Annotated in this window: 14 protein-coding genes and 1 pseudogene; 4 read left to right on the top strand and 11 right to left on the bottom strand. The window is 61.9% G+C overall.

Annotated features, from left to right (window positions below; all coding sequences use genetic code 11):
- Positions 1-73: 73 nt before the first annotated feature.
- Positions 74-1,798 carry an ABC transporter ATP-binding protein gene (locus GSQ90_RS09875; protein ID WP_158814666.1) on the bottom strand — a complete coding sequence of 575 codons (1,725 nt, stop codon included), beginning with the start codon at positions 1,796-1,798 and terminating at the stop codon, positions 74-76.
- Positions 1,799-2,319: 521 nt separating this feature from the next.
- Here GSQ90_RS09875 and GSQ90_RS09870 point away from each other — a divergent pair.
- Positions 2,320-2,706, top strand: a complete 387-nt coding sequence (locus GSQ90_RS09870; RefSeq protein WP_158814925.1) for a HigA family addiction module antitoxin — start codon at positions 2,320-2,322, stop codon at positions 2,704-2,706.
- A gap of 11 nt (positions 2,707-2,717) precedes the next feature.
- On the opposite strand, the gene GSQ90_RS09865 is transcribed toward GSQ90_RS09870, so the two are convergent.
- On the bottom strand, positions 2,718-2,843 hold the full coding sequence (locus GSQ90_RS09865; RefSeq protein WP_246731502.1) for a hypothetical protein: 126 nt from the start codon (positions 2,841-2,843) through the stop codon (positions 2,718-2,720).
- A 440-nt stretch (positions 2,844-3,283) separates the two neighbouring features.
- Between GSQ90_RS09865 and GSQ90_RS09860 the strand changes: the two are divergent.
- Together GSQ90_RS09860 and GSQ90_RS09855 are read left to right on the top strand one after the other, a co-directional pair.
- Positions 3,284-3,505: pseudogene (locus tag GSQ90_RS09860) on the top strand (transposase domain-containing protein); the annotation flags it as partial.
- A gap of 90 nt (positions 3,506-3,595) precedes the next feature.
- On the top strand, positions 3,596-3,850 hold the full coding sequence (locus tag GSQ90_RS09855) for a hypothetical protein (RefSeq protein WP_158814664.1): 255 nt from the start codon (positions 3,596-3,598) through the stop codon (positions 3,848-3,850).
- Between the two features lie 297 nt (positions 3,851-4,147).
- Here the strand turns inward: GSQ90_RS09855 and GSQ90_RS09850 are convergent, their stop codons facing one another.
- From GSQ90_RS09850 to GSQ90_RS09815, 8 genes are all read right to left on the bottom strand, one after another.
- Positions 4,148-5,278, bottom strand: a complete 1,131-nt coding sequence (locus GSQ90_RS09850) for an FAD-dependent oxidoreductase (RefSeq protein WP_158814663.1) — start codon at positions 5,276-5,278, stop codon at positions 4,148-4,150.
- Between the two features lie 18 nt (positions 5,279-5,296).
- The gene (locus GSQ90_RS09845) at positions 5,297-5,635 is read right to left on the bottom strand and encodes a Rieske 2Fe-2S domain-containing protein (RefSeq protein ID WP_158814662.1); all 339 of its coding nucleotides are present in this window, start codon (positions 5,633-5,635) and stop codon (positions 5,297-5,299) included.
- A complete protein-coding gene (locus GSQ90_RS09840; protein WP_158814661.1) occupies positions 5,632-6,585 on the bottom strand; it encodes a VOC family protein in 954 nt (317 codons plus the stop codon). The genes GSQ90_RS09845 and GSQ90_RS09840 overlap by 4 nt, the downstream gene beginning before the upstream one ends.
- Before the next feature lie 90 nt (positions 6,586-6,675).
- A complete protein-coding gene (locus GSQ90_RS09835) occupies positions 6,676-7,653 on the bottom strand; it encodes a fumarylacetoacetate hydrolase family protein (RefSeq protein ID WP_158814660.1) in 978 nt (325 codons plus the stop codon).
- Positions 7,654-7,709: 56 nt separating this feature from the next.
- Entirely contained in the window at positions 7,710-8,711 is a 1,002-nt protein-coding gene (locus GSQ90_RS09830) for an amidohydrolase family protein (protein ID WP_158814659.1), read from the bottom strand.
- A gap of 97 nt (positions 8,712-8,808) precedes the next feature.
- The gene (locus GSQ90_RS09825; RefSeq protein ID WP_158814658.1) at positions 8,809-9,843 is read right to left on the bottom strand and encodes an ABC transporter permease; all 1,035 of its coding nucleotides are present in this window, start codon (positions 9,841-9,843) and stop codon (positions 8,809-8,811) included.
- A 9-nt stretch (positions 9,844-9,852) separates the two neighbouring features.
- Positions 9,853-11,373 carry a sugar ABC transporter ATP-binding protein gene (locus GSQ90_RS09820; protein ID WP_158814657.1) on the bottom strand — a complete coding sequence of 507 codons (1,521 nt, stop codon included), beginning with the start codon at positions 11,371-11,373 and terminating at the stop codon, positions 9,853-9,855.
- 53 nt (positions 11,374-11,426) lie between these two features.
- Positions 11,427-12,521, bottom strand: a complete 1,095-nt coding sequence (locus GSQ90_RS09815) for a substrate-binding domain-containing protein (RefSeq protein ID WP_158814656.1) — start codon at positions 12,519-12,521, stop codon at positions 11,427-11,429.
- A gap of 198 nt (positions 12,522-12,719) precedes the next feature.
- On the opposite strand from GSQ90_RS09815, the gene GSQ90_RS09810 reads away from it, so the two are divergent.
- A complete protein-coding gene (locus tag GSQ90_RS09810) occupies positions 12,720-13,652 on the top strand; it encodes a LysR family transcriptional regulator (protein ID WP_158814655.1) in 933 nt (310 codons plus the stop codon).
- 516 nt (positions 13,653-14,168) lie between these two features.
- Here the strand turns inward: GSQ90_RS09810 and GSQ90_RS09805 are convergent.
- Positions 14,169-14,690, bottom strand: a complete 522-nt coding sequence (locus GSQ90_RS09805; RefSeq protein WP_158814654.1) for a nucleoside deaminase — start codon at positions 14,688-14,690, stop codon at positions 14,169-14,171.
- Positions 14,691-14,776: the final 86 nt, after the last annotated feature.

Here is a 14,776-nt window from a genome sequence, read left to right as displayed (position 1 = left end):
ATGGTACGTGATAGACGAGCCAGTTTTCGACTGCATGTCAATGATGGTTTGGAGGGCCATGCCTCCTACCATGCTACTCCGCCGCTTCGCTGAATTGGGCGTTGTGCAACCGCCGGTACAGGCCGTCCTGCGCGAGCAGTTCCGCGTGAGCGCCCTGTTCGGCGATGCCGTTGCGGTCGACGACGGCGATCCGGTCGGCGTTGCGGATGGTGGCGAGGCGATGCGCGATCACAAGCGTCGTGCGGCCCTCGGACAGATCCGCCAGAGAGCGCTGGATGGCGCGCTCGGTTTCGGTGTCGAGCGCCGAGGTGGCCTCGTCGAGAATGAGGATCGGCGGGTTCTTCAGGAACATTCGCGCAATGGCGAGTCGCTGTTTCTGGCCTCCGGAGAGCTTTACCCCGCGCTCGCCGATCACCGTGTCGAGGCCTTCCGGCATTTCGGCGATGACCGTGTCCAGCCGCGCGCGGCGACCCGCCTCGAGGATATCGGCCTCGGAGGCGCCGAGCCGCCCGTAGGCGATGTTCTCGCGCATCGTGCCGCCGAACAAAAACACGTCCTGCTGAACGATGCCGATCTGCCGTCGCAGCGAGTGCAAAGTCATGGCGTGAATGTCCATCCCGTCGATGGTGATACGCCCGCCCGTCGCCTCGTAGAAACGCGGCAGCAGCGAGCAGAGCGTCGTCTTGCCCGCCCCCGACGGTCCCACGAAGGCGATCGTCTCGCCGGCGCGGATCGAGAGATCGACCTCGTCCAAGACGAGCTTGCCTGGCACATAGCCAAAGCCCACGTTTTCGAAGCGGATGTCGCCCCGTAGCGACCCGACATCGATCGCGCCGGGCGTATCGGCGATATCGGGGGCGGTATCGGTCAGTTCCGTGTAGCGGCGAAAGCCCGCGATCCCTTTGGGATAGCTTTCGAGCACGTTGGTGATCTTGTCGATCGGCCGCAGGAACACATTCACCAGCAGCAGGAAGCCCACGAAGCCACCGGCCGAAAGGGCGCCGTGCAGCACGAACCAGGTGCCCGCCACCATCACAAGCATCTGGATCAGGCGCGTGCCGAAATACGAGAGGGAGGAATTGGCCGCCATAATGCGGTAGGCGTCGAGCTTGGTGCTGCGGTACTTGGCATTGTCCGCAGCGAACAAGGCGCGCTCATAGTCTTCGTTGGCGAAAGCCTGGACCACGCGCATGCCGCCAACATTCTCCTCGATCCGCACGTTGAAAGCCGCGACGCGCCCGTAGAGCGCGCGGAAATTGTGCGTCATCTGCGCGCCGAAGTGGCTGGTCACCCAAGCGATGGCCGGCACGATAGCCGCCGTGACCAGCGCCAGTTCGGAATTGACGCTGAGCATCAGGGCGAAAGCGCCCAAAAACGTCATCAGCGCAATGAACAGGTCTTCCGGGCCGTGATGGGCCACCTCGCCGATCTCCTCGAGATCCTTGGTGACGCGCGCCACGAGATGGCCGGTCTTCTCGTTGTCGTAGAAGCGGAACGAGAGCTTTTGCAGATGGTCGAAAGCCTTTCGGCGCATCTCGGTTTCGATGTTGATCCCGAGCATGTGGCCCCAATAGGTCACAACGGTCATCAACCCGGTATTCAAGACGTAGACCGCCAGCAGCCCGGCGGAGGCGAGCAGGATCAGCCTCCAGTCCTGGCCCGGCAGGAGATTGTCGACGAAGGTTTTCACCGCGATCGGAAAGACGAGTTCCAGCAAGCCGGACAGCACTGCGCAGCCGAAGTCGAGCAGGAACAGCCTGCGGTAAGGACGATAGTAGGCGAAGAAGCGACGGAGCATGCGCGTGCTGTGCCCGTTCGAGATGGCAGGATCAAGACTTTTGATCGCGCGTGCAGGAAGGAGCGTCTCGTGGAAAACTAGCTCAGCCACGCCTCGCCGGTAGAAGGTCAGTCAATCCATCGCGGTCAAATAGCTGGACGATTACCATTGGGATCGACTGCACGGACCCGTCTACATCCGCGCTGGTCGCGAATATTGAGTGGGATTTGACGAACCTTCGACCATCCGTCTCCTATCCCCAATCCCCCGCCCCAACCTGCTCCTTTCGGAATGTTTGGACAACGTCGGCATAGCACCCGCGGAGAGCTCAAGTCATAGCAACCTGCTCTGCCGTGCTTCACCATGACCGAGGGTGACTGAACGTGATCCACAACCACCCCACTAACCCCCTTTCGATCGCGCTGGATCACGCTCAAGGATGTTGATTCATTGTGTCTTTTCCGCCTTGCGTAGTCGCGGCGGCTTGGGCAAATTGGACGCGGTTTAAGGGGTAGCGAACGGCCTCCCGCCCCCCCACGGCGATCCCCGTTTGCACTTTTACGGCAACGCGTGACCCCAAGCGCACGCCCATCCATCCTGGCGAAATCCTCCGGAAGGACGTTTTCAACGCGCTTAATATGCCGGTCGCCACCGCCGCTAAGCATCTTGGCGTTAGTCGCCAAACTCTGCGTCGCATCCTTGCTGGAAAGATGCCGGTAACACCCACCATGGCATTGCGAGGCCCGTCAGCCACCAAGTTGGAGCAGAGGAGGACATCCCGGCCGACCACGCTGGCCGATCGGTTACGACGCATGGCTAATGGCGATGATATGCCGGCGCGGGTGATGCATGGCCAAGCGGCGCTGGCGGTGAGCAGCAAATGGAGCCCGCCGACTGACTGCGGACTCCACCCGAACGGTTTCAACTGATCCAAACGGGCTTATTTCTGCATCGCCGCCGCTATTTCCTCAGGCGTCGGAGCCGCCAAGTTGTATTTTGCAAGCAGCTTGTCATAAAAGCCGCTCGCTTGGATTTTCTTCAAGGCATCCTCCAGCGCGGCCTTCACCTCCGAATTATTCTTCCTCACTCCCGAACCGACCACGGCTGGGAAAAAAGCTTCGTGCTTGTTATGACCAGCTTTCCGCCAAGGTTGTCGACGGCCCTTTTCAGTTGGCCAGCATCGTTCACTTCCGCATCAATGTTTCCCGCCATGAGCGCCTGAGCTATCTCCGGGCCGGTGGGATATTGATTCTGCGCGGCCAGCCGGTGCGACCGCCAACCATCCCTCTCCCAAGCCCAGCCCCTGCCCTGTCCCCGATGTCTCGAGAGTTTGGTCGCGGGAGCCGGACTGGCTCCAATTGCGGCAGCGTGACCCCCGGTGCTTCACCGTGACCCAGGGTGACCGAGCGTGATCCATAATCACCCTTCTACCGATCCCCGCGGTCCCCGCGTCCTGCAGGTCGGCGAATGCGCACCATCCCATTCCGAAATTATCGCTAACTCTTTGGCTCAGAGCGCGGGGCTGAGCGCGCCGCGGTCATGTATACGTCGATCCAGACCGCCAAGCTCAACGCCGTCGATCCGCAGGCTTGGCTCGCCGACGTTCTTTCAAGGATTGCCGAGACACCGCAAAGCCGGCTCCGCGAACTCCTACCCTGGAACTGGACGACTGCCCGCCTCTCGCGCGCGCCGCCTGAAGGGGCGGCCCTCGGCCAAACTCGCAAATGAGCTTGTGGAAATGCATACCAACAATTTGCGGCCGCAAGCACAATGGTAGTAATGGCGCGTCATGAAACCCCACGCCCGAAGAGATGCGATATGACACCTCCGGCCGGCCAGTTCGACATTGCCATCGTGCTCTCGATCACAGGCGACGGACTTGTCTCGCGTGAAGGCATCAAAGGGCTGCAAAATGCGCTCAGCTATATGGCTGGCGAAGACATCTATACCCATCAAGTCCGCCGCGTCATGGACGAAGGCCGCCCCGCGATCCTCGCGAAATATCCGTTGCTGGCTAATGTAGTCGCACCGGACAATATCGGCGAGGACACGGTCGAAGCATGGCTGGCGTAACAGGCGAAGCTCTACGGCGCGTTCTTGGTGCTCCCGCGCTTGGGCCGATCTTCTGCAAGCGCAGAGTGCGGAGACCCTCGTTCGGATTGACCGCATCTATACTGAACGCTGCGCCCTCCAGCTCTCCGGCCTTGCAGCGCCCGCATCGGAAGCGCGCTCGGCGATGTTCGGCCGGGCCGCCCCGACGACATGGAGCCACCTTTCGTCGGAGCGCGGCGAACGGACGCTCGCGCGGTCCGCAGGCGTCATACGCTGCAAGCGCCGTTAAAGCGCGATGTCGGCTCAACATCCGCCCGTTCAGATTGGCTCCGCAAGCGCCATTGCAGATTTTCTCATGATTTCCGCGTGTTCAGCTCGGTCGCCGTTCGAGACCTCGATCTCGCCCAGGCGCAGCGAGTTTTGGACCACCATCCGGCAACGTTCCCAGCGACGAGTCCCGAAAAACGCCAGAGCCTCGGCCAGGGTCTCCTGCCGCTCGAGCTCCTGTGCGAGGACGATCGCGTCTTCGATCCCAATGCAGGCGCCGGCGCCGAGATGCGGCGTCGTCGCATGAACGGCGTCGCCAATCAGGACAACGCGACCCTTCGACCACGGCAGCGGTAGCAACATGCCCTCCATCGGTCGGAAAACGATGCGGGACTCGTTGTTCAGCGACTCGCGGATCGCCTGAACCAGCGGCGCAGAAAACTGCGCGAGCAGCGCCTTCAGCGATGCCGCGAAATGGCCGGGCTCGACGTGGCTGTGCAGGGGGCGATCTTCGGTGACGAACATGTACATCTCGTCTTTCGAGACCGGGTTTATGCCCACCTTGACCTTGTCGCCGATCCACATCTGCATGGCTTCGACGTCAGCCGGGCGCGGCAGAACGGCTCGCCACACGCTTTGCCCGGTGTAGCTGGGCGACGGCGCGTCAGGAAAGAATTTCTTGCGAACAACGGAGTTGATGCCATCAGCTCCGATGACAAGATCGTAAGTCGCGGTCGTCCCGTCCGTCAGCGTGACCCGCGCTTGGTCAGCCTGATCTTTGATTTCGGTAAATGTGGCGCCGAGCCGGACGTGCGTGCCGGATGCCCTCGTCGCATTGGCGAGGATCGAGGCAAGGATGGGCCGCATGATCGCACCGACCGGCGGCACGTCGGGCCGAGTAAGGCGGGGTGCGGTAAGCGATGCAATCTTCTGGCCGGACGCCGTGAAGAACTCCCCGCCTTCGGCCGCATTACCGTGTTTGAGGAATTCGTCGAGAATTCCGAGCTCGACAAACGTCCGCAGCGTCGCCGCGCCGAGTGTGATGCCCGCGCCGTAGGAGCGCCAGCCGGAATCGATCTCGACGAGATCGACGACCGCACCGGTCTTGCGCAACTGAATCGCTGCGGACATTCCGGAGAAGCCGCCGCCGACGATGAGTATTCTCAGTTCTGACGTCTTCATTGTTTCTTCCCCTATTGTTTATGTCTTGAAGATCACATCGCCGCCTGGCGTCGCTTCGATCGGCGCCGCAGTCAGAGAGCGACCGAGCGCGGCGCCAAGCAGGCAACGTCCTGTCTCGATCTCAAATTCCGCGCCGTGCGACGCGCAGACGATGCGATTGCGCGCGGCGTTGAGATAGGCGTTGGTGCGCCACGCCATCGGGGCGCCGTCGTAGTGCGGGCAGGAATCCCACCAGGCAAAGAGGCGGCCGTTCTTGCGCACCACGAACGCCTTCTTGCGCGAACCATCGAACGGTCCGAATGCGCGCGCCTCGTTTTCATCAAGGTCATCGAGCCGGCAGAGAACCTGCTTCCTCAATGGCCGCCGCCTTCCTGGGTCTTGCGACGCTCGGCGCCCGGCAGCCTGCGTTCGCTGTATTCCAAGAGGAACGCCTGCGCCGCCTCGGGACTGATCAGCGTCTCGCGCGGCGCCCACTCGTCGTCGTGCTGGTCCATGTCGGCGTCATATTCGAAATGGCAGCCGAGCGGGCTGTTGAAATACCAGAACCAGTTAGAACCGAACTTGTGGCGCCCTGGGCCCCAGGCCGATTGGTAGCCTGCCCTGATGAAACGGGTCCCCGCGAGCATCAGTTCCGTCGGGCCGCCCATGTGGAAGGCCAGATGTTCGCAGCCCTTCATGTATGCCGGCGTCCGGATGAAGAAGAGCGTGTGATGATCGCGCGTGCCCGCAGGACGCAGAAACGGACCGACTTCGAACCGGTCCGTGACCTTGAAGCCGAGACGATCGACATAGAAGTTCTCCGCGGCCGGAATCTCGGGTACGAAGCAGACGATATGCGAAAATGTTCTCGGCTTCGCCGGCATGTCCTCCCAAACGCCGATCTTATTGACCGCGCGGTGAGGAGGCGATCCCGGTGCGTTGACCATTTCTCCCGGCAGATCCAGTTGACGCCGCTTCGTCACCTGAAACTTGAGCGCAAAGCCCGTATCGTCTCTCGCTTCGACCGAGCCGTCCTGAAGCCGCTGGACCTGCCTGTCTTTGGCGAGCTCGTCCGCGATCGCGTTGACCGTCCCCTGGTCGGCGACGCCGTACACGATCTGTCTCAACATATTCGCCGTCTCGAGCGGCTCGGGGAGCCGGGGATCGTTGCGATGGCGCACAAGTACGCCGGTTCCGTCCAGCGCCGCGAAGAAACCGCCCGTTTCATCGACGTCGACAGGGTCGAGGCCATAGGACGTCAGATATTCCTTGCAGGCGGAGACATCGTCGACCCCGAAGGCGACGGCGTCTGGTCCGATAATATTCATGGCATGTCCTTCCTTGCTATGATCTGGTTTCAGGCGGTTTGGGACGCGCGGCCCATCTTCTGGACGGCGGCCATACGGGGCGCGCCTGTTTCACGCGCTGTATTGCGGATCTCCTGCCACGACCCGATTGCGCTGGCGGCCGCAAAGCTCGACCTCCGTCTCGACCAGATCCCCCGCCTTGAGAAATTCAAGCCGTTCCTGACCGGTGCCGGCGGGCGTTCCCGTCGAAAAGATATCGCCCGGCTCGAGAGTCATCATGGTCGCGGCATAGGCGATCTGATCTTCGATCCCGAAGATCATGTCGCGCGAGATTCCGTCCTGCTTGAGCGTCCCGTTGACCCACAGGCGGATCGAGAGGTTGTCGTGCGCAGGGACGAAGGCCTTGGGCGTGAAGTAAGGGCCCATAGGCGCGAAACTGTCGAAGCTCTTCCCGCTCAGCCAATCGGACCGGATGGCTGGACGGTCTTCCCTCCAGGTAAGGTCGCGGCACGACACGTCGTTCGTCGTCATGTAGCCCGCGATATGATCGCCGACCTTTTCGGGCGGGATGCGCTTGCCTCTGCGGCCGATCACGACCGCCAACTCGGCCTCCCAATCGATACGCTCCATGCCCGGCGGCAGCACGATGTCGTCGAAGGCGCCGGTCATGGCGCAGGCCTTCGCGAAGAGATAGGGGCGCAGTTGAGCCTTGGGGGCGCCGGGCGCCGGCAGACCACTCGCAAAAGTCTTTGTCATCCCCGCGACATGGTCCGCATAATTCGCCGCCGCGTAGAGGAGACGCTGAGGTCGCGTCACGGGCGCGAGCGGCAGGACGTCCTCGAGCCGAAGCGGGCGGAAATTCGCCGCGCCTTCCCGGGTGATCGCTTCGGCAAGCTCGCGAAGCCGATCAAAATTCCGCTCCCAGTCGACGAGCAGATCGTCGAGGCGGTTCGCCGCCGCGAGCGCCGGCTGGTCGGCGAATGTCGAGGCGTTTCTCAATTCGAAAATATCTTCATCGCCGAGCACGAGGCAAAGCTTTGCGCTTGCGTTATGAGAAAACAGGCCGAGACGAAAAAAAGTATCAGTCATGATCACAACGCTCGAGAGGTGATGGCGCGACGGTCCTTGTCGCAAGGAGGGAAACTTCAGCTTTGCTTCGAAGCGCCGGCCTTGCCCAGGCCTAGCAGGCGTTCAGCATTGCCATGGCAAATCTTCTCCAAATCGCCCTGAGGCAGCTTCAGACTCTCGAGAAACTGTCGTCCGATTTGGTTGGACGCATAGGGGTAATCGACTGAGAACATCACGCGATCGACGCCAAAGACGGCGAGCGCGATCTCAAACGGCGGCAGCGTGAAGAGGCCGCTCGTGGTGATCGACACATGATCAAGCACCGTGCGGCTGATCAAACGCGAAAGATGCGCGGGCTTGCCGCCGAAGACCTGATCGCAGCGCATCAGCATGGCGGGCAGCCCTTCTCCCATGTGCCCGACAATCATCTTCAGCTTCGGATGTCGGTCGAAAGTTCCCGACAGGACCATCCGCAGAATGTGAAGGGCCGTCTCCGAGTGCCAACCCCATCCAGGTCCGGAAAGCTGTGTTCCGGTTGCTCCCGGAAGTCCCTCGAAATAGGCCCTGCGCACAGTCTCAGGCGGCAAGTGCGGATGGAGATAGATCGGTGCGTCGAGCTCTTCCGCCATGGCGAGAACGGGCGCAAAGCGACGGTCGTCGAGGAACAGATCTTGCGTCGTGCCGTTGACGATCGCGCCGCAGAATCCGAGTTCGCCAACCGCGCGGCGGAGCTCTTGTGCGGCGTCCTCCCCATTTCGGAGCGGCAGATGCGCGAAGCCGCCGAAGCGATCAGGGCGTTTTGCGATCGCCGAAGCGAGCCTGTCGTTGATGGCGCGTGCAAGCGCCACAGCCTCGCCGCCTTCCAGGAGGTCCGGTCCCGGACCGTAACAGGACAGGATCTGCATGCTGATTCCGGCCCGGTCCATGTCCTCGATGCGGCCAGAGTCTAGGTCTCCGAGCTGCTGGTTCGGACCGGGACCGCGTCCGGGCGAAAAGCCGCGGGCGACGCGGGCCGATACAGGAATTCTCTCCACCAGATCTTCGAACAGAAAGTGCTCTTCCAGAGCGATTACGCGCATGCATGGATCTCCTCAATTCCGGACTCCAGCCGGAAACGCTTCTCTTCGCGTCCCTTTATGGCGGCGTGGGCACAGCGAGCGGGGTGCGATGCCACCGTCAGGTTCCCACTGGCCGCGGACGTTCGGCCTCGATCTGTAAAGTCGTCCGCCGAGGGCGAAGAAATCGCCGCCACAAGGATTTGGCTGAGCCGCTGCGCGCCGCAGACGCGAGGCCGACAGCGATGAGAAGCGCGGCCCCGTCGAAACCGTCGGTAACCCACGTCGGCACGCCAGACAGTTGAAGCCCCTTGACCCCGGCCGCCAGCACGTAAACCGACAGTACCGTGCCGGGAACGTTGAACCGGCCGTGGTGGAATTGTGTCGACCCTAGGAATGCGGCTGTAAAGGCCGGCAACATGAAGGCGGGCCCGATAGTCGGATCCGCGTTGCCGAGGCGCGCCGTCATCAGGGCGCCTGCGATTCCGGTTAGCAGTCCGCTCGCCGTCATCGCACCGACGACGATCGCGACGACATGGATTCCCGACAGTCGCGCGGCCTCGAGACTTCCACCGGTCGCATAGATCCGCCGCCCTAGCGGGGTGCGCTCTAGGACGTACCAGACGGCGATCGCTATCGCGAGCATCACGAGGAAGGGATATGTCAGCCCGAAGATCCTGTCCGTTCCGAAGTCGACGAGGGCGCGCGGCATCTTCAGGATCTGTCGTCCGCCGGAAATGAACGTCACGAAGGCCAGCAGGAGTGAACTCGCGCCGAGGGTGGCGATGAAAGAATCGATCCGAAATCCGACAATCAGGACGGATATGAGAAAACCGATCGCGGCGCTGGCGACGAGCGTGACGAGAACGGAGACAAGGATCGGTAAACCGGCCGGGACCAGCAGCCAGCCGATCATGATCGAGGCGACGCCGACCTGCGCGCCGATCGCCAAATTGAAGACTCCGGCCGAAAGCGGAACCACCAGCGCGATCGCGGTAATCGCGACAATCGCCTGCGCGTCCAGCAGGGACTTCCACGTGCGCGCGGCGAGAAACGTCTCTGGAATGGAGTAAGAAAAGTACAGGACGATCGCGACCATGACCCATAGCGCGCTGGCGTTGCGAAAACTGAGATATCTCAAGACATTCAAAGCCATGTTCATAGCCTAGACGTATCGCAAGGGCTTGACGCGACAGTCCGCGCGAGCGTCGGAGAAGTCGTCGATGATGGCGGAGATGAGCGCGGATTCGCTGATGTCCGCGCCCGAAAGCTCAGCGCTGACAGCGCCGTCGCGCATGACCAGCGCGCGGTCGCAGATGTGGGCCAGTTCCTTTGTGTCGCTCGACGCGACGACGACGGCCGCGCCGGCCCTGGCGGCCTTGACCAGCAACTCATAGATCTCTGTCTGGGCGCCGGCATCGACGCCCTGCGTCGGCTCGTCAATCAGGAACACGCGCGGCTGCATGCGGAGCCATTTGGCGAGCACAATCTTCTGCTGGTTTCCGCCGCTGAACAAATCGAAGGCCTGTTCGATCTGGCCGCCCGGGGTCACGCGGAGCCGGTCCATCCAGGCGAGAGCCTCCTGACGCTCAAGGGCGCGGTCGATAGCCCCCCAGGGACGGCGGATGTCCCGCATGCGCGCCAGCGTCAAATTCTCGCGTGCGCTGAAGTGTCCGATGCTCGCCCGGGCTCGCCGATCGGCCGGCACATAGGCGACGCCCGCTCTGATGGCGCTTCGCGGCGAGCCGAGCGCGATAGGCGCGCCGCCGACGAGCACGACGCCCCCCGACGTGGGGAACGCGCCGAACACCGCCCCGTTGAGGCGCTCCATGCCGGAGCCAACAAGCCCGCTCACCCCGAGAATCTCGCCCTCACGCGCGTGGAAAGTCGCGCTCCGGAGCGAGGCGCCGGCTAGGCCCCTGACTTCCAGAAGCGCCGATCGCCTGGGCGGAGACGCGCGTCGCGAGCGCGTCTGCGCATTTGCGCCAGCTATGGCGCGAACCAGCGAGTCGTGCGTGAAGGCGCCTCGCGCCTCCTCGAGAATCTTCACGCCGTTTTTCAGCACGATGGCGCGATCGGCGAGTTCCTCCGCCTCTCCCAGGCGATGCGTGATGTAGATTACGCCCGCCCCCTGCGCGGCCACGGTCCTGACGGCGCCTTTAAGCCTGTCGATCTCTTCGCCATGCAGCGTAGCCGTGGGCTCATCGAGTACGAGCACGTGATTGCCGTGCTTCCAGCCTGCGAGTGCGCGAACGATGGCGACGATCGTGCGATCGGCCGCGGTCAGTCCGGCGACAATTGCGTCTGGGCTGAACGTCACGCCGAATTTCGTCAGCATCGCCTGTATCCGTCGCCGCTCTTGGGCCCGTCGGACCGGCATCAGGCCACACCAGGGGTGCGAGAGGCCCAGATCGAGATTTTCGGCGACCGTGAGACTGGCAACCAGGCCGAGCGTTTGATGAATGAAATGGAGTTCGACGTCTCCGACCGCCCCATGTTTGATTTCCCCGGCGTCAAGCGAATAGGCCCCGGCGAGGATTTTGACGAGCGTCGATTTTCCCGATCCGTTGTGACCGAGCAAGGCGACTATCTCGCCGCGGCCGACGGAAAACGACACGTTGTCGAGGACCTTGTTTCCGCCAAAGCTCTTCGATACGCGGCGGACGTCTAGCAGGATGTCTTGCATCTCTCGTGGCGCCTTCAATGTTGCGGAGCAGCGCGCGCTCAGACCCTTGTCCGCTACTTGGCGTTGGCCCAAAGAGCCTTGAACCTCTGGGGGAAGTCGGGATACCCGTTCCAGCCACGGCTCAAATCGCCCTTGAGATCTGTGGCGTGCAAGACCTGAACGACGAGTTCGTCCTTCCGCGCGCCTTCCGACGGAACCTGTCCCGTTGTTAGCCGAGCCAGCGAATCCACCGCCATCCAGCTCATGAGCGCCAGATCGGAGCCAAAACCCGCTTCGTAAGTGCCGTCCTGAATTTGGGCGAGTGTCGAGGGATCTGGGGAATTCAAGAATATCGGAAGCCTGATGTCCGCCGTTTTGAGCGCTGAAGCGAGGCCGATGGCTTGCTCCCCGACGGCGAACACCGCAGAGGTCGTCTTCGGATGAGCCAACAAATCGTCGACAACGATTGACGGCGCCTTATTGCCGAACGTGGCGACCGGAATTTCGACGACCCGCGCTTCGCACGTCGGGCAGCGGGCCTTGACTTCCTTCACGAAGTTGGTCGCGAGCACCGCAGTGAACGAGATTTCAGGGGTCGTATAGAAAACCGTGTTCAGTTTCGCGCCGTCGCGGGCCACGGCCCAATCGGCCATGACGGTGGCGCTGACCAAAGCGGAGGGCTCCGCCGCGATCGCGACTGGAACCTTGGCTTGGTCAAGGCCGATGATCCCCGACGCGACGACAGGTATGTGCGCTGCATTCAGCTTGTCGAGATATCGGTCCCAGAGGGAAGGAGCCAAAGCCGGAACAAAGACGCCGTCGAAATGGCCATCGAGAACTGTGTCGAACGCCGTCGCGACGCCGTCGGCGGTCGTCCCTGATTTGATACGTACGGCAATCATGCCAAGCTCCTTAGCCGGAGCTTCGGCGATATCCGCGAATATTCCGCAGATGGGCGATCCGCAGTCGATGACGGCAATCTTCTTGCCAGTCGGTTTCTTCACTAGCGATTCCGTTATCGGAAAGGGTGAGGGATGCCCGGTATAGCTTTCCACGAAGGCTTTCGCCGTTTCGACGTCCGCCTGACCCTGAGCCCGGGCTGCAGGTGCGACCGTTGCGAAGATTCCTATCAGCGACGCCATAATGAGCGTTCGTTTTGCATCGGCCATGAGGTTTCCTCCGTTCGACAAATCTTCGCGGCCGGGCCCGGTTCTCTCCGGGCGCGCTACCGGCGTCGTCGACCGAGAGGCTGGCGACGCCGAGGCTTGCAATTGCCACGTTAGCGAGGGCTGCAAATCGATGGAAACGCATTGTTTCGCTTGTTGGTATCGATTTCATGGATATATTCGCCTCGGGAGGAGGGTCTGTTGCGCTACAAAGGTATCGACCTGAATCTGCTCGCCGCGCTCGAAGTCCTGCTGACCGAGCGCAACGTCACGCGTGCAGCGGCGCGCTTGAACCTGAGCCAGTCGGCGACCAGCAGCGCGCTGGCGCGGCTTCGCGAACAGCTCGACGATGCTCTGCTCGTCCAGGCAGGGCGAGAGTTGCACCGATCGCCCTTCGCCGAAGAAATACTGCCGAGGTTGCGCGCCGTTTTGGCGCACGTGGACAGCGACCTAATCAACCTTCGGACGATCGATCCGCGCAAAGCACTCAGAAACGTCAGGGTTATGGCGTCTGACTATGTCGCGCTTGCCATGCTCGGCCGCTGCCTCGCCGAAATTTCGACTGAAGCTCCAGGCATCTCGTTTGATATAGTCCCTGTAAGCAACAATCCATCGAAGGTGATTGAAGACTATTCGGTGGATCTATTGATTACGCTCGACATCTACGTCTCTAAACAACATCCAAGCGCACTTTTCTTCGAGGACGATTATGTCGCCCTGGCTTGCGCCAGCAACGAGGCCCTGGCCGATAGGCTGACCGTAGACGAGTATCTGTCTCTTCCCCAAGTGTCGGTTCGTTTTCAGCGCGAAAGCGGGCTGACACACGACGAATGGTTCTTGGAACAGAGCGGTCTTCGGAAGGCGACAGCGGTCACGGTTCGCAGCCACGCGCTACTTCCCTATTTCATTGTGGGCACAAAGCGGATCGCGACGCTTCATCGTCGGCAGGCCTCCATCTTCGCGCGTCAGTTCCCGCTAAGAGTGCTTGAGCTTCCGATTCTGATCCCATCTATACGAGAGGTGATCCAGTGGCATCAAAGTAACGATGGCGATCCGGTGCTGGAATATCTGCGCACGAGATTTTCGGACGTTGCAAAGAATTGCGACGCCGCAGCTCAGAAGTCAGTGACGTGACGTAGCGGCAGGGTTTGGCTCTAAAACGATCGGTCGGTCAAGCGAACGCACTATCGAGAGGGACACCCACGTGGACCAAAGGCCGGCGTCGTCGGATTGACGAAGGCCGGGCTTGCGCTGATTTCGGTTATGTACTGTGAATTGGCACGGGGGTTTGCCCCCTATCGGCTTCCAACTGACCCCGTCTGATTCCGAGAACTCAATCTGGGTCTACGCCGGCCGCGCCGAAATTGGGGCCGCCTAGCTAATTGCGCTGAGGGAAGAATCGGAGCGCCACGCCCTCGATGTCCTCGACGAAATCAAAGTTAGGCGCCAACCGACTGAGTCAGAGCACCAGTTGCATGGCTCTACTCGCCAGCGGGTCTCGGCGTCGCGTCGATTGGAGAGGCCGCATCTGAAGACGTTGCAGACATGGGTTCTGCGCTCGAGGTTCCGCCAGCGCCTGACTCTCGGATCGTCCATTTGCCCGAGCGAGTTCTCCGAGCGCCTCGTCGATGATCCGTCGTTGGCAGCCATTCACCTCGAACGCGACCAGACATCGCGGTGGATTTGTTCGGCTTCGTCCTCGAGCGCGGGGCCGAGTACTTCGACCTTTCGTTGGCCGGTAGCGAATACTTCGCGGCACGGAAGATCGAGCGTCGGATTTTCGGGGTGATCGCCCGTTAGCAGGCGAAGGCGGCTTTCGCTCAGCGCATAGACGACGCGCCCTACTCCGGCCCAATAGACTGCGCCTGCGCACATGGCGCAAGGCTCGGCGGAGGAATATATCGTGCAACGGCTAAGAAACGGCGGATCGTAGGCCCGCGACGCCCTGGACATCAGCACGCGCTCGGCATGCGCGGTCATGTCGCGTTCGGGCAAATATCCGTTCTCCTGCTCCATAAGCACGGCTCCGTCCGCATCGACCAGGATCGCCGCGAACGGATGGCTGCCGGAAGCAAGCGACCGACGCGCCACGGCGAAGGTCAGGCGCAGGAAGCGTGCATCCTCGCCAGGCAGTTCATCCGCTGTGTTCGCCTCCGCGCCGATCGTCTTCATCTTGCCTCCGACCCTTCGTCTCGTATTCGCTCTCGGCGCCTTCGGTGCGCCGGCCGCCAGCTTTCGACCATCGAGTGCTTCATGCA

The organism is Methylocapsa sp. S129, assembly GCF_009765995.1.
GTDB lineage: Bacteria > Pseudomonadota > Alphaproteobacteria > Rhizobiales > Beijerinckiaceae > Roseiarcus.
This window is presented reverse-complemented; position numbering and strand designations above follow the sequence as displayed.